This window comes from Streptomyces sp. NPDC002884 (genome assembly GCF_040295245.1).
Lineage (GTDB): Bacteria > Actinomycetota > Actinomycetes > Streptomycetales > Streptomycetaceae > Streptomyces.
The window spans coordinates 40,270-60,537 of record NZ_JBEOVB010000032.1 but is presented as its reverse complement, the minus strand read 5'-3'; the positions used below and the strand labels follow the sequence as shown (position 1 = coordinate 60,537).

Here is a 20,268-nt window from a genome sequence, read left to right as displayed (position 1 = left end):
AGACCGACCTGCTCTCCGCCGCCCTCGTAGGGTGTGACCTCACTCGGGATGCCGACCACCATGCCCGCGATCCGGTCCAGCACACCGGACAGCCGCAAGGTGTGCAGGTCGCACCAGATCCGCGTGACCGGCCGCTGTACCTCTTCCCAGAACAGGACGGCGCCGTCGAACCGTTCGGCGGGCAGTGCGAACGGTGTCGCCTGCAACTGGACCAGGCGGTTGAGCAAGCCGCCGACCAGTGGTCCCTGCGCCCGGCCCGGCCGCCAGGTTTCCCAAACCCCGCTGGCCGGCAGCACGCCCGGCGCCTCGGCCTTGGTGAGCACACGGGCGTAGAGGTCGACGAGTTCGGACCGACGGGCCTCGTCGCCCAACGTGTACCAGTCGTTGCCGAAACCGTGGGTGACGATGTCGGCGTGGAAGCCGACGAGGCCGGTCTTGGCGTACAACGCCATGTGCAGCAGCGAGATGTCGCTGTAGCCGAGGATCGGCTTCGGATCGGCCCGAACCGCATCCAGATCGATCAGATCGAGATAGCCCATGGTCGCCTGTCCACCGGTGTGCGCGAGGACGGCCCGCACCTCCGGATCCCGCAGCAGCGCATTGAGCTCGGCAGCCTGTTCCGCCGGAGCGCCCGCCGCCCACCAGCGGCTCCGCGCGGGGTCGACCATCGGGCTGACCCGCACGCGGAAACCCATCCGTTCCAATATCGCCACACCGCGAGCGAGCAGTGGCTCCTCACCGGGCTCGAGCGGGCCCGAGGGCGCGGTGACGACCACGAGATCGCCGGAACGCAGCGCACGGGGACGACGGATCGTAGGCATGGGGTCTCCTTGATGATCGACAACGGCGGAGAACCCCGCAGGTGCCGCCGGTATTCCGCCTTCTCGGCGCGATCGAGAAAAGGCCTGTCGGACCGACCGGCACGCAATCGGGCCCCGAGGGCAACCTCCGAGGGAGTTCCGGAGCCGGCCACCCGGCGGCTGCGCCATGCCGTTGACCTGGTGATTTGGTGTGCCGCTCGGCACGGGATACTGATCGACATGCGCATCGATCTCGATCCCCGGGCCATGGACGTCAGCGAGTTCTACCGGCTGCTCACCGCCGTCGTCGTACCCCGGCCGATCGCCTGGGTGTCGACCCTGGCGGCGGACGGCACCACGGCCAACCTGGCCCCGCACTCCTTCTTCACCGTCGCCTGTACCGACCCGCCGATCGTCCAGTTCACCTCCGTCGGTCGCAAGGACTCGCTGCGCAATGTCGAGGCCACCGGCGAGTTCGTGGTCAACTTCGCGTCCGAGCCGCTCTTCGACCAGATCAACGCCACCGGCACCGACTTTCCCGCGCACGAGGGCGAGTTCGACGCGGTGGGCATCGAGCGGGAGCCCTCGCTGCGGGTGAAACCGCCCCGGGTGGCCGCTTCCCCGGTGGCTCTGGAGTGCCGGCTGCACTCCACGCTCGGCATCGGCAACTCCACACTGGTCCTCGGTGAGGTCGTGCACGCCGTCGTGCGCGAGGACGTCCTCGTCGACGGACACCCCGACATCCGGCTCCTGCGGCCTCTGGCCCGGCTGGGCCGCAACGAGTGGGGCACCGTCGGGGAGATCCACGACCGGGCCCGTATCTCCTACCGCGACTGGCCGCCCTCCTGACCCGTCCGCTCCTATGATCGAAGCATGACCAGATCCGGTACGAGATCCAGTACGAGCTCCGGGACGAAGACCGCGGCGAAGGCTGCGAACGGGGCCGTGATCAAGGGTGGCGACGCCGACGGTTCCTGGCGTTCGCTGTGGTCGAAGAACTCGGCGCTGTCGATCGGCTCCGTCGACTCGTTCCTCTCCATCGGTTCGGTGGGCAGTTCGCTGTCCATCGCCTCGGTCGGCAGTTTCCTGTCCGTGGGGTCCGTGGGCTCCGCCGCGTCCTTCGTCTCCGCGGGCTCCTGGCTGAGCGCGACTTCGGTGCTGTCCGCCCGGTCGACCGGCTCGGTACTGTCCTGGCGCTCCCGCGGCGGCCTGTGCGCCGTCGGCACGGCGGCGGTCACGGTCGCCGGGGCGGCGCTGCTGTACACGCGGGCGTCGGGCCGAAGCCGTCCCCCGGGGTGACGAGAGCCGTTCCTGATCGCGCACGAGGCCGGCCGGCGAACCGGACGGGTCAGCCGGTCGGGAGCAGCTCGTCCCGCGCCCCGCGCCACTCACGTGGGGAGCGCCCGTAGGTCGCGCGGAAGACCCGGCTGAAGTGGGCCGGGTTGGCGAAACCCCAGCGCTGGGCGACCGCCGACACCGTGGGGGCCGTCGCGTCGGGCCGGTGCAGTTCCCGGGCGCAGCGCTCCAGTCGGCGCCGCTGGATCAGCCGGGCGACCGTGGTGCCCTCGCCCTCGAAGAGCCGGTGCAGATAGCGCACGGAGATGTGGTGCGCCGCCGCGACGGTCCCCGGTGAGAGGTCCGGATCGCCGAGGTTGCGGTCGATGTGGTCGCGGACGCGCAGGACGAGGTGGTCGCCCGGGTTCGCGTCCGGCGACGCGTCGTCCTGGGTCCGCTCCTCGACCAGGGTGGCGAAGAGGTCCACCACCCCCGTGGCCAGCCTGGTGGCGACGGCCGGGGCGCAGGGCGGGACCGAGGCGGTCAGCGAGGTCAGGAAGTTCACCAGCAGGGCGCCGAAGCCCGCCGTCCCGGAGATCGCGGTCCCGGTCACCCGGCGCAGGTCGGCCTCCGGCAGGCCGAGCGCCCGCCTCGGCAGGTGGACGACATGGACGGCGAAGCGTTCCGGGAAGTCCAGGGAGTACGGCCGTCCCGTGTCGTAGACCATGAGGTCGCCCTCGTCCACGAAGGCCCGCCGGCCGTCCTGGACCAGGGTCGCCGTACCCGCCGTCATGACACCGACCGCCACACAGGCCATGGCGACGGCCGGGACAGGGGCCACCGCCGGGGCCGCGGCGGTGAGGTGTGCCGGTGTGCGGCTCACGCGCTGCGCGTCGGCCTCGATCGTGGCGATGCGCAGGTAACCCAGCCGCTCGGTGGAGACCCGGCCCTCGAACGGGCCGTCGTGCCGCGCGGTGACGGCCATCGGTACCAGCGCTCCGCCCAGCGCGTCCCGCCAGTGCGCGAGCCGCTCCCCTTCGGGGACCGAAGCAGTCGTCAGCACCAGGGCCACCTGGCTCTCCTCTCCACCTGTGCGAATCCTGCGGAGAGCGGGCGGACGGCGGCCCGTTCTCCCCGCTGTCATCAGCCAACCAGTGGCCCTCGGCGGGCTCCAGGCAGGAAACAGGCAGAAACACGGACCGCACCGGTACGTGCGCCCGCCGTCCGCCGCCCGCCCAGAGATCATTTGTGCGCCGAGAGAACAGCGCGGTGCACTCCGGGACAAGACACGGGGGAGTCCCCGGGAGCAGGATGGGCGGCACGGCGAGGGGCCTCGCCCGTCGACGGCGCGCGCCGCCTCCGCCCCCGTCCCCGTGTCGCGGCGGACCGGGGACGGGGCGCGAGGGCGCGGGTTCAGGGCGCGTCGAGACGGGCGAGGAGCTCGCGGGCCTCGGCGACCGGCCGTGGGTCGGCATGGACGCCGAGGGAGACACAGCGCGCGAAGGCCTCGCGTGCGTCCGCCGTACGTCCGGCGGACAGTAGCGCGTTGCCGAGGTGGACGAGCTGGCGGCTCTCCAGGGCGGTGTTGTCGCCGGCCCGGCAGATCGTGACGGCGACGGTCAGCTGCTCCACGGCTTCCGGCCAGCGCTCCAGCACGCCGAAGCTGCTGCCCAGGCCCGCGTGCAGCCCGATCCGGGTGATGTCGGCGATATGCGGTTCCAGCCGGTCGCTGACCTGCTCCAGGAAGGCGAGCGTGTCCTGGTAGAACGCGTGCGCCTCCTCGGTCAGGCCCTGCTTCGCCAGGACGATGGCACGCCCGTGCCGGGCCTGGAGGCCACCGTGCAGGTCGTCGACGGTCTCGAACAGGCGGGCGGCGCGCTGCATGTGGTCGGCGGCGGGACCGAGGTCGTCGATCTGCTGAAGCGCCCAGCCCTGGTACATGTGGGCCCAGGCCTGCTGGCCCGCGTCACCCGCCCGCTGCGCCGCGGCGAGGGCCTCGGCGGAGCGCAGCAGACTGTCCTGATGGCGGCGCTCGCACACCAGGAGCGCCCAGGCGTGGTAGTTGAGCTGGGTGGCTTCCAGGGTCGGATCGCCCATCGCCTGCGCGCAGCGGGCGGCCGTGCCGAAGACCTCGGGCCAGTGCCCCCAGAAGATCCACTGGTCGGAGAACCAGTGCAGGGCCTCGGCCACCTCCACCACGGTCGCGTGCTCGCCGGCGGTCTCGGCCGCGCGCAGAGCGGCCAGCCAGTTGTCGCCCTCCGCCTGAAGCCACGCGCGGGCCAGGCCCGCGGTCGACAGATCCACCGTTCCCCGCCAGGTGGACGGCGGAGCCCCGTGGCCCGGCTCGAACCAGCGGCCCGCGACGACCGCGGTCTCCAGCAGCCAGCGGAACAGCTCCGTACGTGCCCGGTCCACGTCCTGCGCGCTCTCCTCGGCGTCCAGCCGGGTACGGGCGTACAGCCGCAGCAGGTCGTGCAGACGGTAGCGGTCCCCGTCCGTCCCCAGCAGCCCGGTCTCGACCAGCTCCTCCAGGGTGTCCTCGGCGTCGAACAGCGGCCGGCCGGTGAGCCGGGCGGCGCCGGGTGCCGCCGTGTCCTGGCCGGGAACCAGGGCGAGTCGCCGGAACAGCCGGGCGGCCGCGGGAGTCAGCTGGCGGTAGGACAGGTCGAACGCGGCGGCCACCCGTACGTCCCCGGCGGCCAGCGCGTCCAGTCGGCGCTCCTCGACGGCGAGCCGGTCCGCGAGCCGGCGGACGCTCCAACCGGTGCGGGTGGCCAGCCAGTTGCCCGCCACCCGCAGGGCGAGCGGCAGATGTCCGCAGCGCTCGGCGACCGCACGCAGCGCGGCCGGATCGGCGGCGGCCCGTTCGGCTCCGACCAGGGAGGTCAACAGCTCGTCCGCCGCCGGAGGGTCCAGTTCACCCAGCGGCAGCCGGTGCACGCTGTCCAGCCCGGTCAGCATGCGACGGCTCGTCACCACCACCATGCCCGTCCCCGCGGCCGGCAGCAGCGGCCGCACCTGCCCCTCGTCACGCGCGTTGTCGAGGACCAGCAGGCAGCGCCGTTCGGCCAACAGCTGCCGGTACAGGGCCGAGTGGCCCTGCGGACCGGCCTGGGCGAGATCCCGATCGGCGACCTGAAGGGCCTTCAGCACACGCAGGACCAGTTCGCCGGGACCGGGCGGATCGTCGTCCGTGCCGCGCAGGTCCAGGACCAGCTGCCCGTGCGGAAACCGGTCGGCGAGACCGCGGGCCGCCTGCAGCGCCAACGTCGTCTTGCCGGTGCCCGGCGGCCCGGACACCGCCACCACCACCGGCTGGGCGCCGGCCTCGTGCTCCGCGAGAGCCGCCAGCCGCGCCAGCTCCGCTGCCCGGCCCACGAAGTCGTCGACGCCACGCGGGAACGCCCGCACCCCCACCGGGCGGTAACCCCCGTGGCGCCCGGCCCGCGCGGCCGTCAGGAGCCGCTCCCGCGGCGCCTCGGCCAGGCCCAGACCGTCCGCGAGCGCGGCGACCGTCCGCCGCTGCGGAGCCGCCCGCCGCCCGCGCTCCAGGTCCCCGATGCCCCGCACGCTCACGCCCGACGCCTCCGCCAGGCCCTCGATGGTCTGCGACGCGGCCAGCCGAAACTCCCGCAGCAGCGCCCCGAACACCGCCCGCTCCCCGCTCAACCCCGCCCCTTCGTACCGACCCACACCTCCATGCCCCTGCCGTCGCCCCCGGGCATGATCATCGGAATTCTAGAAGAGCGGGGACGAGGAGGGCCCGCGCCGACCGCCATACGGACGCGGTCCCGCCGTGGTCACACACGGCGTCCTCCTGTCGTCCTCCCGCCTTCCCCTGCCCTCCTCCTGCCCTCCTCCCGTCCCCTTGCCCTCCTCCCGCCCTCCCGTCCTCCTCCCGTCCTCCCGTCCACGCGGACGGTGTTGTCAGTGGTCGCCGGTAAGTTCGTCGTTGTCGCCGCCGATCCGGTGCGACAACCCCCCTGTGCTGCGCCGATTCGGCGTGCGGAGGCCTGTGCCGCAAAGGAGCTGGTGCGTTGTCCGACTGGGAGAATTCGAGTACGGCCCGGGTGGTGCCGCCCGCGAGGCCCCGCAAGCTCGCCAAGGTCCCCTTCGTCGAACTGGCCGACGGACGCCTCCAGGGCGTGGTCTCCAGCGGCTCGGACATCGAGCGGGTGTACGTCTCGTCCGTCGCCGCCGGCACCTACGCCTTCGCGTGCAGCACCAACAACAACCGTCCCTGCGGCGGCGCGCGGGGCTCGTTCTGCAACCACATCCGCGCGCTGATCACCGAGGCCGTGCTCCAGTACGGCGCCGGCCGCGTCGCCCGCTACCTGCGCGTCGAACCCACGGGCGCGGAGCCCGACGCCGCCGCCCTCACCGCCGCGATGACCGGCACCCACCCGCCACAGGCGGACGGCAAGGCGGCCGCCGCACCCGTCTTCAGCCGGTTCCTGCGCCACTTGGCCTACCTGGAGCTCCCGCCGGTCACCGCACCGCTGCCGGAACTCCAGTGGTTCGCGCCGACCCGGGCGACCGACGCCCCGGAGGCCGCCCGGAGCGAGCGCGGTACGGCCGAGGGGGAGCGCGCGGGCCTGCTCACGGCACCCGTCGAGGGACTGGACGAGGCCCTGGCGGCGGTCGACGCGTTCGACCGCACCCTGGTCGCCGGCCTGCTGCGCCCCCGCCCCGAACGGGTGGACGACCTCACCGTCCTCGCCCGCGCCGTCGCAGGCAGCCCACTGGCCGCCCGGGTCGCCGAGGCCGCCGAAAAGGCCGCGACCGGCGCCGCCGGCGAGGACCACTTCGTCACCCTCGCCGCCGCCCGCACCGCCCTGCTCGGCGCCGTCCACGACGCACTCACGGCCGGCGTGGACGAGGTGACCGGCCGCACGCGCGAGGAGCGCACAGCCGAGGCCCCCGCCGCACGACCGGCGGTGAACCTGCTGGCGGCCGCCCGCACCTGGCTCTCGGACCTCGCGCGCACCGGCTGGCAGGGCATCGACCACGAGCTGGCCGGCGGAGCCGCACCCATCGTCTCCGCGATGCTGCCCGACCCCGGGCTGCGCCGCCTCGCCACCCTGGTCGACGGATTCGCCGCCGAACTCGCCGCCTCCTGCCCCGGCGCGGCCCTGGACAGCATCCCCACGCGCCGCTGGGGCGACCTCTGGTCCCGCGCCCTGCTGCTGACCATGCCCGGCGCAACAGACCGGCCCGCCGTCACGGCCGCCACCGGCCGGCTGCTGCCGCTCGGCCTCGACCTGCACGAACACGCCACCGCCGCGCAGGCCCAGGTCCACGCGGTGTTCGAACCCGCCGACGGCACCGCGCCCCGGCTGGTCCGTGCGAGCGTCTCGGTGCCCAAGCCGGACACCGTCGTCGCGGCGGGCGTCTGGCAGCTGCTGCGGCCGCACCTGTCGCTGCTCACGGCCCTCGGCGAAGGCCGTGCCATGGACCTCGACGCCATGCCCCTCACCGACGAGGGCGACCTCATCTGGGACGACGCCCGGGCCCGTGCGGGCGAGCCCGCCGACGCCCTCGCCACCGCACGGGTCGTCCTGCCGACCGCCACCGCCCTGCCCACCGCACCTCTGGACCGCCACCCCGCGCGCATCGCCGAGCCGGTGTTCCTGGAGGGCTACGACCGAGAACAGGAGGGTGACACGCTCACCTTCACCGTGGCCGGACACGCGCTCCCCGTCGACACCGACCGCATCCCGACCGCGAGCCCGCTCACACCCGAGGCCGTCGCGGCCTCCCGCGCCTGTGTCGGCCTGCTGCGCTGGGACGACGGCGGCTTCCGGCTCCAGCCGCTCGCCGTGGAGACCACCGTGCGCAAGAAGGCCGTCGCCCTCCACGCGGGCGCGTGGGCCGGCGGCACCACCGACAAGACCGGCGTCCGGGCCGAGAAGGCCGCCACCGACGCCGTGACCGTCCTGCGCGAGCGAGCGGGAAGGCTGCTCCGGAAATGAGCGAACCCATGCCCGAAGCCACGTCCGAAGCCACGTCCGAAGCCACGACCGAGGCCGTTCCCGACGACAATCGCCGACAGGTCCTCTACTGGCGGCTGCTGGCCCGTCTGTTCGACCCCGAGGAGCAGGCCGGCCTGGAATCGGCGAGCCTCGCCGTCGTCGAGGACATCGGCCTGCCGCCCGCGCTGCTGGACCCGCAGACCTCCGTGGACTCGATCGTCCAGCGCCACCCGGAACTGGCCGCGGAGTTCGACGGGTTGATGGTCCCCGGCACGGGCACGGGCACGGGCACGGGCACGGACACCGGCTCGGACACGGACTCGGATGCCGACACGGACTCGGATGCCGACACGGACACCGACACCGACACGGACACCGACGCCGGGGCGGATGCCGACGGAGACACACGTGACCGTGCGGCGGAGGTGCGGCGCGCGGCTCTCGTGTCCAAGGTGCTGCTGAACGTCTTCTCCACCGGCTCGGGAGCCGTCAGCGCCGGACAGCTGTCCCGCTGGCAGAGCGACACCGGCTGGCTGGAGCGCGCTCTCGGCAGCCGGCCTGGGGAGTTGCGCGGCGGTCGCGGCACGGGAGCCGAGACCGGCGAGCTCGTCCCCGGTCTCGGCCCGGAACTCGGCGGCATCGAAGCGGACCTCGTCCGGCGCATGCATCTGCGCGAGGTGCTGGCCGACCCCGAGCTCGCCGCGCGGCTCACCCCGAGCATGTCGCTGATCGAGCAGTTGCTGCGCGACAAGAGCAACCTCTCGGGGGTCGCTCTCGCCAACGCCAAGTCGCTGATCCGCCGCTTCGTCGACGAGGTCGCCGAGGTGCTGCGCACCCAGGTGGAGAAGGCCACGGTCGGCGCGATCGACCGTTCCGTCCCGCCCAAACGCGTGTACCGCAACCTCGACCTCGACCGCACGATCTGGAAGAACCTCACCAACTACAGCCCCGAAGAGGAACGCCTCTACGTCGACCGTCTCTACTACCGCCACACCGCCCGCAGGACGACACCTCAGCGGCTCGTCGTGGTGGTGGACCAATCGGGCTCGATGGTCGACTCCATGGTCAACTGCACCATCCTGGCGTCGATCTTCGCCGGACTGCCCAAGGTGGACGTGCACCTCATCGCGTACGACACCCGCGCCATCGACCTCACCCCCTGGGTGAACGAGCCGTTCGAGGTGCTGCTGCGGACCAAGCTGGGCGGCGGCAACGACGGCCCCGTAGCCATGGCCATGGCCCGGCCGAAGATCGCCGAGCCCAAGAACACCGTGCTGGTGTGGATCTCGGACTTCTACGAGTTCGACCGCTCCCAGCCGCTGTTCGAGGGCATCGAGGAGGTCCACCGCTCCGGCGTGAAGTTCATCCCCGTCGGCTCGGTGACCAGCTCCGGCCGACAGGAGGTCAACCCCTGGTTCCGGGAGCGGTTCAAGACCCTCGGCACACCGGTGATCTCCGGTCACATCGACAAGCTCGTCCATGAGCTCAAGACGTTCCTCACCTGATCCACCCGTTCCTCGCGCCCCTCGACACACGCATCTCCTGGAAAGGCCCTCGATGACCGACCTGCTGCGCGCCCCCGCCGAGCTCAAGTACGCCGAGGAACTCGACTGGCTGGAGTCGATCGACGACAACCCCAAGCCGTTCTCCTGGCGGCTGTCCCCGAAGATGGTCCGTCTGTTCGTCCTGGGTTCCGAGCGCGCCGACGGGCTCGACCGGGAGATCGCCCCGAAGTGGTTCGGCGACCGCAGCTTCGTCGAGCGCTCCATCGTCACCCTCGCCTCCGACCGGGGCCTGCTGCTCATCGGCGACCCGGGCACCGGGAAGAGCTGGCTGGCCGAGCTGCTGTCCGCGGCGATCTCCCGCAACTCCACGCTGGTCGTGCAGGGGACGGCGGGCACCACCGAGGACCACATCAAGTACTCGTGGAACGTCTCGATGGTCATCGCGAAGGGCCAGTCGCGCGAGTCGATGATCCCCTCGCCGATCATGACCGCGATGGAGGCCGGCTCGATCGGCCGCTTCGAGGAGCTGACCCGCTCCACCAGCGACGTCCAGGACGCGCTGATCTCGATCCTCTCCGAGAAGTACATCTCGGTCCCCGAGCTGGGCAGCGACCAGGACAGCGACAACATCGTGTTCGCCAAGCCCGGCTTCTCGGTCATCGCCACCGCCAACAGCCGGGACCGGGGCGTCAACGACCTCTCCTCGGCCCTGAAGCGCCGCTTCAACTTCGTGCGCATCCCGGTGGTGACGAACAAGAAGAGCGAGGCGGAGATCGTCCGGTTCCGCACCGAGGAACTGCTGCGCCGCCACCGGATCGAGCTGGACGTCCCGCCGACCCTCCTGGACGTGCTGCTGCGGAGCTTCGCCGACCTGCGGGCCTCCTCGGCCGCCGCCGGCAGCGACGACGAGAAGCTGGAGTCCGCCCTGTCCACGGCCGAGCAGATCGGCGTCCTCGAGGACGCCGTCCTGCACAGCAACTTCTTCGGCGAGCGCGCCCTCACCGCCCACACCCTCGCCTCCTCCCTCGTCGGCACCCTGGCCCGGCGCGCGCCGGAGGACCTCGCCATCCTCAACAAGTACCTGCACGGCGTCGTCGAACCGCGCACCAAGGAAGAAGGCGGCTCCTGGCCGGAGTTCCTCGAGGGCGGCCGCGACGCGATCGCGACCCTGTCGTGAGCGGGACCCCCGAGGGGACGTTCACCGCCCTGCGCACCCAGCTCCAGGACGCCGCCGCCACGTTCGCCGACGGCCCCGCGGCCCTGGAGGGCATCCTGCGGGGCATCGTCGACGACGTCGAACGCGCCGTGAGCGAACCCCTGGAGATCTTCCCGGTCTGCCACCACTCCCCGGCCTCGGCCATCGCGATGGCGCGCCGGCTGCGGGAGAAGCAGCCCAAGGTGGTCTACCTCGAGCTGTGCGAGGACATGGCTCCCCTCCTCACCGAGCTGCGCAACTGCCGTCTGCCGGTGGCGGTCCAGTCCTTCGCGAGCGAGATCGAGGGCTTCCCCGCCGACTGGGCGCCGCTCTCGGTGGTCGCCCCGGTCACCGAGGCCTCCGCCGAGTACCAGGCCATCGCCTACGCGCTCGACACCCCGGGCGTCGAACTCGTCCTCGTCGACCGCTCCTCGGACCATGTCTTCCAGTGGGAGACCGGACCCGACGGCGAGAGCGGATCCGACGGGGAGAGCGACGCCGACGCGCCCGAGGCGGCGGAGCAGACCGCCCTGCACGGCGACGCCGTCGGCGTGGAGATCGGCGACCTGCGCCCGCGCTTCGCCGAACTGGAGGAGCACCTCCTGCGCCACGGCCGGGTACGGCACTGGTCGGAGTGGTGGCACCAGTACGTCGAACTGCCCCTGGGCGACAGCGACCACGACACCTACCGCCAGGTGATGCTGCTCATCGGCAGCCTCTTCCGGCGCCTCGCCCCCGGCGATCCCGGCAAGGTACGGGTCGACGAGGACCGCGAGCGGTACATGTGGACCCGGATGCGCGAGCACCTCGCCGCCACCGGCACCGACCCCGCCGACTCCCTCTACGTCTGCGGCGCCTTCCACGCGGCCAGCCGGGTCGCGGAGTTCGGGGTGCACGGCAGCGACACCTTCACCATCAGCCCGCCGAGCGGCACCGAGTGGCGGCACGGCCTGATCCCGTCCAGCCACGGCGCGATCGAGGCGCAGTTCGGCCTGGCCGCGGGCTCGGTGTCCATCGCGGCGACGGAATGGGCGAAGAACCTCAGGCGCACCGGCGTCCGCCCGTTCCGTCTGGAGGGCCAGGCCGGCGCGAGGAAGACCACGAAGACGAAGAAAGCCCTGGCCCCGGCGCCCCCCTCGTCCTCCGCCCCGGCCGCCGACCGGCTCACCGGCTTCCTTCAGCGGCCGCCCGCCCTGGACGCCCTCGACGAGGCCGAACTGCTCGGCTGGTCCGTGGAGATCGTGCGTGCCGCGCGCCGCAGCGGCTACCTCGCCTCCACCGCCGACGCCATCGCCGTCTTCGAGACGTCGATCCTGCTGGCCGGGATGCGCGACCGCGCCAAGCCGACGCCGTACGACTTCCAGGACGCGGCCGTCACCTGTATCGAGAAGGACGCCGTACCGGGCCGGCGGGATGTGGGCCGCCTGGTCGAGATCATGATGGGCGGCGACCGCGTCGGCCAGGTGGGCTACGACGCGCTGCCGCCGCTGGCCCGCGATGTGCACGACCGGCTCGCGCCGCTGGAGCTGAAGCTGCAGCAGCGCGGAGTGCAGCGCGCGCTGCTGGACATCGCCTCGCGGCCGGAACTCGCGCGCTGCTCCGACCTGCTGTGGATGCTGCGCCGGCTGCTGCCCCAGGGCGCGGCCCGGCCGATCATGGGCGAACGCCGCCTCGGCGAACACCCCATCCAGGAGTCCTGGGACCTGGCCCTGGGCACCCACCAGCGCGCCCTCATCGAGCTGGGGTACGAGGGCGTCAGCATCGAGCAGGTCCTCGAACAGCGGCTGCGGCGCGTCGCGTACGCCCCGCAGGCCACCGCGGCGCAGGTCCTGGAGGCCGTCGAGGACGCCACGCTCTATCTGCGCAGCCGCCGTCTCGCCGACGAGCTCGGCACCCGGGCCCTGGAGGTGCTGGCGAGCGAACGCAGCGTCGACGGCGCGCCGGAGGTGCTGCGCCGGGTCCGCCGGCTGCTGGCCCACTACCGCACCGCCGAACCGGTGCTCCCGCCCTGGATCGAGTCCTTCGTCAAGACGGGCTACGCGCACTACTGCACGCTGCTGCCGACGGCGTTCACCGACGACGACGCGACGGTCCGCCAGGTCGCGGCGATGCTGGGCTTCCTGTTCGGCATGGAGGGCCTGGCGCTGTCCCTGGGCTGCGACCGCACCCAGCTCGAACTCGCCCTCGCCCAGTCCCACCCGACCGAGCCGTCCCGCACCGCGCTGCTGTGGGCGGCGCAGACCCACCTGGGCACCCTGCCGAGGGCCGCGCTGCGGGCGCGCTGCGCGGAACTGCTCGGCAACCCGCTGGTGGTGCCCGCCTATCCGCGCTATCTCAGCGGGTTCGTGCACGCCCTGGAACCGGTCCCGGGCCTGGCCGACTTCGTCGTCGAGGCGGTGTCGAACGCGTTCGCCCGGCTCCCCGACGCGGTGCTGCTGCCGTGGCTGCCGACCCTCATCAGCACCTTGCGGGCCGGCGGCGCCGAACACGCCCCGCTGCTGATCCGCGAGGCCGGCCGGCTCTTCCCCGCCCGGCTCACCGAGCTGGACACCTGGGTACCGCCGTGGCGGCTCCCGGAGCAACCGCGGCGCGTGCCGATGGACTCGGCGGCGAGCACCGGCGGCGGCCTGCGGCTCCTCGCCGCTCACCCGGAGACCTGCGACGCGCTGGCGGATTTGCTGGGCTGCGACGGCACGTGGGAGCCGGGCGAGGTCCTGTCGTCCGTGGCGGCCCTGCTCGCACGTCACCCGGAGACCGCGACGGCTCTGGAGGCGCTGACGACGAACGGGCCCCCTGCGTGAGCAGGAGGCCCGTCCCGTCACCCGATCGTCCGGTATTCAGGACCGGACGGCGGATGGGTCACCGGCGGCGGGGGATGCCGACCGTGATGACGCCGTTGACCTTCGCCGGGGCGCCACTGCCGTAGACCACCTCCCCGCCGGACTTCTTCCAGATCTTGATGAGGAAGGTGTCCGGGCTGTCCGTCGTCGTGAGGCGGAAGGCGTAGCCGCTCTTGCCGGCGACCGTGCCGGAGCCCTGGAGTACGGCTGTGGAGCCGGAGACGACGAGCCAGTCGAGGCCGGTGGAGCGGAACTTCAGGCGGGCCGGCCTGAAGTCGAAGGTGACCCCTCCGGCCGGAGCGGCGGCGCCCGGCAGATAGCCGGCCGTGAGCGAGAAGAACGCCTGGCCCGTCAGCTTCGGCCCGACCTTGGCGGTGACGGTGCCCGCGCCCACCACGGGTCCGGCGGCCCGGTCGTACACGATCAGCTCGGGGAGCGTCGTGGTGGCCGGGGCGCCGTCGTCGTCGGTGACGGTGATCACCGGACGGCGGATGCCCGCGGAGGTGTAGGTGTGCTCGGCCCGGCAGCCGGACGAGGTGACCGTGCCGGTGGCCGGCTTGCCGCCGTCCTTCCAGTCGACGACGCAGGTGTGGGTGTCAGCGGCGCCCGGGTCGGTGAACCGGACGGTGACGGCCGTACCGCGGCCGGCCGGCACCGGGCCCGACGGGCCGGTGGCGGACGTGATGGCCGGAGCCGCGTTGGTCACCGTCACCACGGCCGAGTCGGTGCTGCGGCCGCCGGTCAGGGGGACGGTGTAGGTGCCGTTGTCGGTGCAGGTGACCGTGGTGCGGGCGGCGGCGGGGTCCGCGACCGTGCAGGGCGCGCCCTTCTCGACGGTCCACCGTGCGCCGCCCGCCCCGGAGACCGTGGCGTTCAGGGCGATCGCGGCGCCCTCGACGCCCTGGGCGTCCGGACCGGCGTGGACGATGGTGACCGGGTCGATGCCCGTGAGGGTGGGCACGACCTTCTCGATCAGGCCGTCCGCGTCGAACTCCAGCTTGTCGACGGTGGTTTCGCGGTGGGTGCCGTCACCGCCGGGGATGGCGAAGCGGTGGTAGGCGATGTACCAGTCGTCCGTGCCCGGCACCTGGACGACCGAGTGGTGGCCGGGGCCCTTGATGCCGAGGGAGAGGTCCTTCTCCAGGATCACGCCGCGCTTGGTCCACGGGCCGGTGGGCGAGGGGCCGGTGGCGTAGGCGACGCGGTAGTTCTCGTCCCGGGTGTCGTTCTCCGACCACATGAAGTAGTAGGTGCCCTTGCGCTTCACGACGAAGCTGCCCTCGTTGTAGCCGCTCGGGGTGATGTCGGTGATCTTCGAGGCGTCGAAGGAGACCATGTCGTCGGCGAGCGGGACGACATAGGCGTGGCCGTTGCCCCAGTAGAGGTACGACCGGCCGTCGTCGTCCGTGAAGACCGCCGGGTCGATCATCTGGCCGCTGTACTGGCCGGCCTTGAGCAGCGGCTTGCCCAGGGCGTCCGTGAACGGGCCGGTGGGCGAGTCGGAGACGGCGACCCCGATGTTGGCGTCGGCGCAGAAGTAGAAGTAGTACTTGCCGTTCTTCTCGGCGATCGCCGGCGCCCAGGCCCTGCTGTCGGCCCAGCTGACGTCCGGCCCCAGGTCGAGGATGACGCCGTGGTCGGTCCAGTGCACCAGGTCGGTCGACGAGTACGCCTTGAACTGCGTGCCGCTCCAGCCCTCGAAGCCGTCGGTCGTCGGGTACAGGTAGAAGGTGTCGCCGAAGCGGACGATGTTCGGGTCGGCGTTGAGACCCGGCAGCACCGGGCTCCTCATGACCAGCGCCGACACGGTCCAGGTGCGCTTCGTGCCGTCCGAGCCGGTCACCTCGTACGTCACCGGCTTGCTGAAGTCGTGCACGCTGCCCGAGGCGGGGCTGATCGCCGCGCCGTGGGCGAGGGTGAACTCCGGTGCCAGCGCGGTGAGGTCGGTGCCCTCCTTCAGCGGCAGCGTGACCTTGCTGTTCGCGTTGTCCAGGAGGGCGTCGACCTTGAGCGCGGGGTGCGTCGCCCTGGCGATGCCCGCGGTGTTTCCGCTGAGTTCCATGACCTCCGCGGCCGACAGGGCCCGGCCGTAGACGCGGAAGTCGTCGACCTCGCCGGCGAAGTACGGGTCGGCCGCGTACAGGGAACGCCCGATGTAACCGCTGTAGTCCTTGGCGGAGTTGTACAGCTCGGACGGCTTGACGGTGGTCGTCGTGCGGGCCGCCTCGACTCCGTCGACGTAGAGGACCATCGTGCCGGTGGAGCCGTCGAGGGTGACCGTGACGTGCCGCCACTCGCCGGGGGTGAGCTGCGAGCCGGCCGTCAGCTTCGACTCCGCCGACCAACTGGCCTTCGTGATCGCCGAGTACAGGCTGGACCCGCCGTTGGAGGGGGTGGCGAACAGGTACGTGTCGCTGTCGGGGCCGAGCCCGAACAGCCACTGGAAGGACGAGCCGCCCTGCCACTTGGCGTACGTGGACACGGTGACGCTGTCGGCGTCCTTCAGCACGCCGTTCGGGATCCTGACGTAGGGGGAGGTGGCGGAGTCGCCGGACATCTTGAACGAGCCGCCGTCCACGCCGGTCCCGAACGCGGGCGTGCGGACGTAGGTGCCGTGGTTGCCGTGGCCGCTGGAGTCGACGGCGATGTTGCCGGACGTCTCGTCGAAGCCGTAGTGCAGCAGCAGGTCGGCGGGCACGTCGGCGCCCTCCTCGGAGACCGTCACCCGGGCCCGGACGGGAAGCGCGGCGCCGTCGGGCAGGCTTCCGGTCACCGTGAACGTGCCGGCCTGCGCGTACGCCGAGGCCGGGACGTCGTCCCAGGTCACCGCGACCGGGCGGGCGACACCGTCGGCGTACGTGGCGATCACGGTCGCGGGCAGCACCGGGGCCTGACCGGTCCGTGTCTTCACCGACACGTCCTCGACGCTCTCGACCAGCTGGTCCGGCTGGTAGGCGCGCAGCAGCCGGTCGTACTCGGCCTGGGTGACCGGCAGGACGGTGCCGTGCCGGGGCCGGGCCGGCAGGTCGTAGCCGGTGGACGGGGTCCAGACGCCGGAGGCGAGGTCCGTGGTCTCGAACGGGAGGTAGCCGCGGCCGCCGAACTCGTCGAGGAAGGCGTACCACTTCTCCTCGGTGTTGGACTTGAACACCAGCGGTCCCTCGGCCGCGTTCATCGCGCCCTTGCCGATGCCCTCGGCGACCGCGTCCCAGGAGAGGTTCAGCAGCGAGTCGCTCTTCTCCTCGAAGATGAACTTGCTGTTGGGGGTGGAGGAGGTGTTGTTGCGCTCGTCCTTCGACAGCCGGAAGTACGTGCCGTCGTGCTGGATCACCGTGGAGTCGATGACCGAGTAACCGCGGTCGATCCACACCTTGGGCTCGCTGAACGTGTAGAAGTCGCGGGTCGTGGCGTACATCATCCGGTTGTAGGTGTCGCCGGAGTGCGAGGCGTTGTCGTACAGCTTCGACGCCCAGAAGACCACGTACTCGCCGAGGTCGGTGTCGTAGTACGCCTCGGGCGCCCAGGTGTTGCCGGCGCTGTCGGGGGAGACCTTCACCAGACGCTGGTCCGTCCAGTGGACGAGGTCGGTGGACTCCCAGACCATGATGGACTTGCTGCCGGTGCGCTGGGCGGCGTCCCAGTCGCCGTTGCCGTAGATCCGGAGGTCGGTGGCGATCTGGTAGAACTTGTCGCCCTCGGGGGAGCGGATGATGAACGGGTCGCGCAGGCCCTGCTCGCCGAGGGTGGAGGTCAGGACGGGCTGCTCGTCGTTGAGCTCCCGCCACTTCAGCGGGTCGTTGCCCTTGCTGAGCGCGGCGTAGAGCTGCTCTCCGTCGGACGTGCCCTCGCCGGTGAAGTAGCTGAACATGTAGCCCTTGAGGGCTTCCTTCACGGGGAGTTCGGGGACCTTCGCGGTGAACACGCGGGTCGCCTGCGCCGCGCCCTTGGTGACGGTCGCGGTCAGCTCGACGGTGGCGGCGCCGGTGCCGTGCGCGGGGCGGTGGACCACACCGTCGGCCGAGACGACGTCCGCTCGCGCGGAGGCCCAGGTGACGTCGGTGCCGTAGGAACCGGTGGCCGGGAGGCCGAGGTTCCCGCGGACGTCGTCGAGGTTGTGGACCGTGAGGGCGTCGGCGGCCTGCCGGGCGGCGGTCGCGTCGTCGAACGCGGCGAGGACCGTGACATCGAACGACTTGGTGGCCGTGACCGTGCCCTTCCTGAGGGTCGCCGTGAGCGTGGCGTGGCCGTCCGGCTCGCCCGCGGTGGGGCGGGTCACCTTGCCCGCGTCCGACACCAGGGCGGTGTTGTCGCTGGCCCAGCTGATCGTGGCCCCGCCGGCCGTGCCGGTCTTCGGCAGGTCCAGGTCGGCGATGACGGCGCCGGTGTCCCCGAGGCTCAGTGCGGCCTTGTCGTCGGCGACGCCCTGCGTGGCGACGGGGAGGGCGAGGGCCTCCACGTCGGCGGCGGGCAGCGCGTGGTCGTACACCCGGAAGTCGCGGATGTCGCCCTTGAAGAGCTTGTCGCCGGAGTACACGGACTTGCCGAGGTAGTTGGCGGTGGTGATGCCGGAGCCGATGGCGCCGGGGGTGATGGTGACCGAGGTGTTGCGGGCGACCTCGACGCCGTCCTCGTACAGGACACCGGTGGTGCCGGACTGTGTGTAGGTGAGGTGTTTCCACACCGAGCGGGTCAGGTTGTGGGAGTCGGCGGGTTTGGTGGTCTGCTCCGTCGACCAGTTGCCGGTGGCGATCGAGGTGCGCAGCGAGTTGCCGGTGGTGAACAGGTAGCCGTTGCCGTTGCTGCCGCTGGAGTTGCCGAAACCGTAGAGGAAGTACGGGGTGGACTGGGCGGCGTCGATCCGCACGTCCATGGCGACGCTGATCGCGTCCATGCCCTTCAGCACGTCGTTCGGCACCTTGACGTAGGTGTCGGAGCCGTTGAAGGCGAGGCCCTGGCCGGTGGACGACCAGCCGGCGGTGCCGGCCACCGTGCCGTCGCGGCCGTGGCCGGAGGCGTCGGCGACCGTGGTGCCGGACGTGGCGTCGAGCTTGTACCAGAGGGCCAGACCGGCGGGGACGTCGTCGGCCTCGTCGGCCTGGACGGGGGCCGCCGCCCCCACGAGGCCGACGAGCAGGGACACGGCGGTGAGCGCGGCCAATTGTACGGCCCCCCGTCCAGCCCGGTCGCCGAGTCGATGTCTGTGCGTCATGGGGGACCGCCGTTTCAACCGTGTGACGTGATGTTGCGAGAGTGTCAAACGGTGTACACAGCCGCGTCAAGACTTCTCGAACAATGTCCGACAGGTCGAACATGACGGAGAGGCCCGCAAGGGCCTCTGCTCAGCGCCGTGTTGACGACTCCAGCCATGCGGTGAGGGCCCACCACCAATGCAGCGCGGCCAGCGGGCCGTCGCCGTCCGCGAGGGACGTGGAGGTGATCTGCCGCAGTCGGCCGAGCCGGTAGCGGACGGTGTTGGGGTGGGTGAACAGCGCCGCCGCGGTCTGGTCGAGCCGACGCCCGTTGTCCAGGAACGCCAGTGCGGTGAGGGCGAGTTGATGATGGAAGGCGTCCGCCGGGTCCAGCGAGCCGAGCAGCCGGCGGCTCAGCAGGGTACCCAGCGAGGGCTGTTCGGCCAGCGCGATCCGGGCGGCGAAGTCCGTGACGTCGTACAGCCCGTGCAGACCGTGCCGCCGGCCGAGATCCACGGCGCGCACGCACAGCCGGTACAGCGCGGGCAGCTCCGGCAGGGGAGCGGCGGGCGCGACCACGACGAGCGCCTCGGGATCGACCTCGTCGGCCTCCGGCGGCCGCGGGCACAGTCCGGCCGTGCGGCCGTCGAGCGGCACGGTCACCGTGTGCGGCGAGCGCACCGCCCGCGCGGCCGCGGGCGCGGGGACGGCGACCAGGCAGTGGTAGTGCCCGGCGGTGTCCGCCCGGACCCCGGCGCGCGCCAACTCCTCCTCACGCGGCGGGACTTCGCCGAGCAGCGCCTGGTGCAGCAGCCGGGTGCGGACGGCGCCCGACGTGCGCGGCGACTCGTGCTCGGCGGCGCGGTAGCCGTGGATGACCTGCCGTTCCATCGCCGCGCCGTACTCCTGGAGCCGCAGGACGACCGACAGCAGTGCCCGGTCCGAGACCCCCGCCGAACGGCAGCGGTCCACCACGATCTCCGCCGCCCGGGCCAGCGCCGCCTGCACGCCCCGCAGGACGACCGTCATCGGCACGCCCTGCACGGCACGGTCGGCGCCCAGCAGGAGGGCGGCCGTGAAGTCCTGATCGTCGACCGACCCGGTCCGCTCCGGCGCGGTGAACCAGGGGTCGGCCGCGCGGAGCATCGCCGTCACGTGCGACCGGGTCGCCTCCTCGGTCAGCCGGGACAGTTCGGGGGAGCGGCTGCGGGCGGCGCGCACGAGTTCGACGCACACATCGACGTCGGCGGCCATGTCCCGCAGGACCCTGGCGACCGGCTCCGGTCCGTGGACGACGGTCATGGTCCCCCCTTCGCCCGGACGCTGTCGCCGAGCCACAAGCGAGCGGCGCTCACGTTGACGCCCGCGCACTACCGGAGCCGTGTGACGACCTGGTTTCCTGTTGGGCTACCGACGGTAACAGCGCAGCTGTCGCAGGAACACCCCAAAGTCACGCCACCCATGGACCGGCCAGGGCTTTCCCGAGCACGGT

General features: G+C 72.1%; 10 protein-coding genes and 2 pseudogenes. 7 read left to right on the top strand and 5 right to left on the bottom strand.

Annotated elements, in window-relative coordinates; translation table 11 throughout:
• Positions 1-50: 50 nt before the first annotated feature.
• Positions 51-821 (bottom strand): annotated as a pseudogene (locus tag ABT070_RS37575) (S66 peptidase family protein); the annotation flags it as partial.
• Positions 822-1,040: 219 nt separating this feature from the next.
• Here ABT070_RS37575 and ABT070_RS37570 point away from each other — a divergent pair.
• Positions 1,041-1,649, top strand: coding sequence for a flavin reductase family protein (locus ABT070_RS37570; protein ID WP_351767397.1), 609 nt, complete (start codon positions 1,041-1,043; stop codon positions 1,647-1,649).
• A gap of 24 nt (positions 1,650-1,673) precedes the next feature.
• Complete coding sequence (locus ABT070_RS37565; RefSeq protein WP_351767396.1) at positions 1,674-2,099, top strand: hypothetical protein; 426 nt, start codon at positions 1,674-1,676, stop codon at positions 2,097-2,099.
• Between the two features lie 49 nt (positions 2,100-2,148).
• Here ABT070_RS37565 and ABT070_RS37560 read toward each other — a convergent pair whose 3' ends face one another.
• Positions 2,149-3,147 (bottom strand): AraC-like ligand-binding domain-containing protein, encoded by a 999-nt coding sequence (locus tag ABT070_RS37560; protein ID WP_351767395.1) that lies wholly within the window; start codon positions 3,145-3,147, stop codon positions 2,149-2,151.
• 341 nt (positions 3,148-3,488) lie between these two features.
• Complete coding sequence (locus tag ABT070_RS37555; protein ID WP_351767394.1) at positions 3,489-5,744, bottom strand: ATP-binding protein; 2,256 nt, start codon at positions 5,742-5,744, stop codon at positions 3,489-3,491.
• 368 nt (positions 5,745-6,112) lie between these two features.
• On the opposite strand from ABT070_RS37555, the pseudogene ABT070_RS37550 reads away from it, so the two are divergent.
• From ABT070_RS37550 to ABT070_RS37530, 5 genes and pseudogenes are all read left to right on the top strand, one after another.
• Positions 6,113-6,610 (top strand): annotated as a pseudogene (locus ABT070_RS37550) (hypothetical protein); the annotation flags it as partial.
• 60 nt (positions 6,611-6,670) lie between these two features.
• Positions 6,671-8,047: a hypothetical protein gene (locus tag ABT070_RS37545; protein WP_351767434.1), complete on the top strand. Its 1,377-nt coding sequence runs from the start codon at positions 6,671-6,673 to the stop codon at positions 8,045-8,047.
• A gap of 8 nt (positions 8,048-8,055) precedes the next feature.
• Positions 8,056-9,552, top strand: coding sequence for a VWA domain-containing protein (locus ABT070_RS37540; RefSeq protein WP_351767393.1), 1,497 nt, complete (start codon positions 8,056-8,058; stop codon positions 9,550-9,552).
• Positions 9,553-9,604: 52 nt separating this feature from the next.
• Positions 9,605-10,729, top strand: coding sequence for an ATP-binding protein (locus tag ABT070_RS37535; protein WP_351767392.1), 1,125 nt, complete (start codon positions 9,605-9,607; stop codon positions 10,727-10,729).
• Entirely contained in the window at positions 10,726-13,548 is a 2,823-nt protein-coding gene (locus ABT070_RS37530) for a hypothetical protein (RefSeq protein ID WP_351767391.1), read from the top strand. Before ABT070_RS37535 ends, ABT070_RS37530 begins: the two co-directional genes overlap by 4 nt.
• Before the next feature lie 58 nt (positions 13,549-13,606).
• Here ABT070_RS37530 and ABT070_RS37525 read toward each other — a convergent pair whose 3' ends face one another.
• A complete protein-coding gene (locus ABT070_RS37525) occupies positions 13,607-18,796 on the bottom strand; it encodes a family 43 glycosylhydrolase (RefSeq protein ID WP_351767390.1) in 5,190 nt (1,729 codons plus the stop codon).
• A gap of 130 nt (positions 18,797-18,926) precedes the next feature.
• Positions 18,927-20,078 carry a helix-turn-helix domain-containing protein gene (locus ABT070_RS37520; RefSeq protein WP_351767389.1) on the bottom strand — a complete coding sequence of 384 codons (1,152 nt, stop codon included), beginning with the start codon at positions 20,076-20,078 and terminating at the stop codon, positions 18,927-18,929.
• Positions 20,079-20,268 lie beyond the last annotated feature (190 nt).

What these genes read in the sequence shown, in the direction of transcription:
- ABT070_RS37570 (WP_351767397.1), top strand. Translation starts at nt 1,041, where the DNA reads ATGCGCATCGATCTCGATCCCCGGGCCATGGACGTCAGCGAGTTCTAC.
- ABT070_RS37565 (WP_351767396.1), top strand. Translation starts at nt 1,674, where the DNA reads ATGACCAGATCCGGTACGAGATCCAGTACGAGCTCCGGGACGAAGACC.
- ABT070_RS37540 (WP_351767393.1), top strand. Translation starts at nt 8,056, where the DNA reads ATGCCCGAAGCCACGTCCGAAGCCACGTCCGAAGCCACGACCGAGGCC.
- ABT070_RS37535 (WP_351767392.1), top strand. Translation starts at nt 9,605, where the DNA reads ATGACCGACCTGCTGCGCGCCCCCGCCGAGCTCAAGTACGCCGAGGAA.
- ABT070_RS37525 (WP_351767390.1), bottom strand. Translation starts at nt 18,796, where the DNA reads ATGACGCACAGACATCGACTCGGCGACCGGGCTGGACGGGGGGCCGTA.
- ABT070_RS37520 (WP_351767389.1), bottom strand. Translation starts at nt 20,078, where the DNA reads ATGACCGTCGTCCACGGACCGGAGCCGGTCGCCAGGGTCCTGCGGGAC.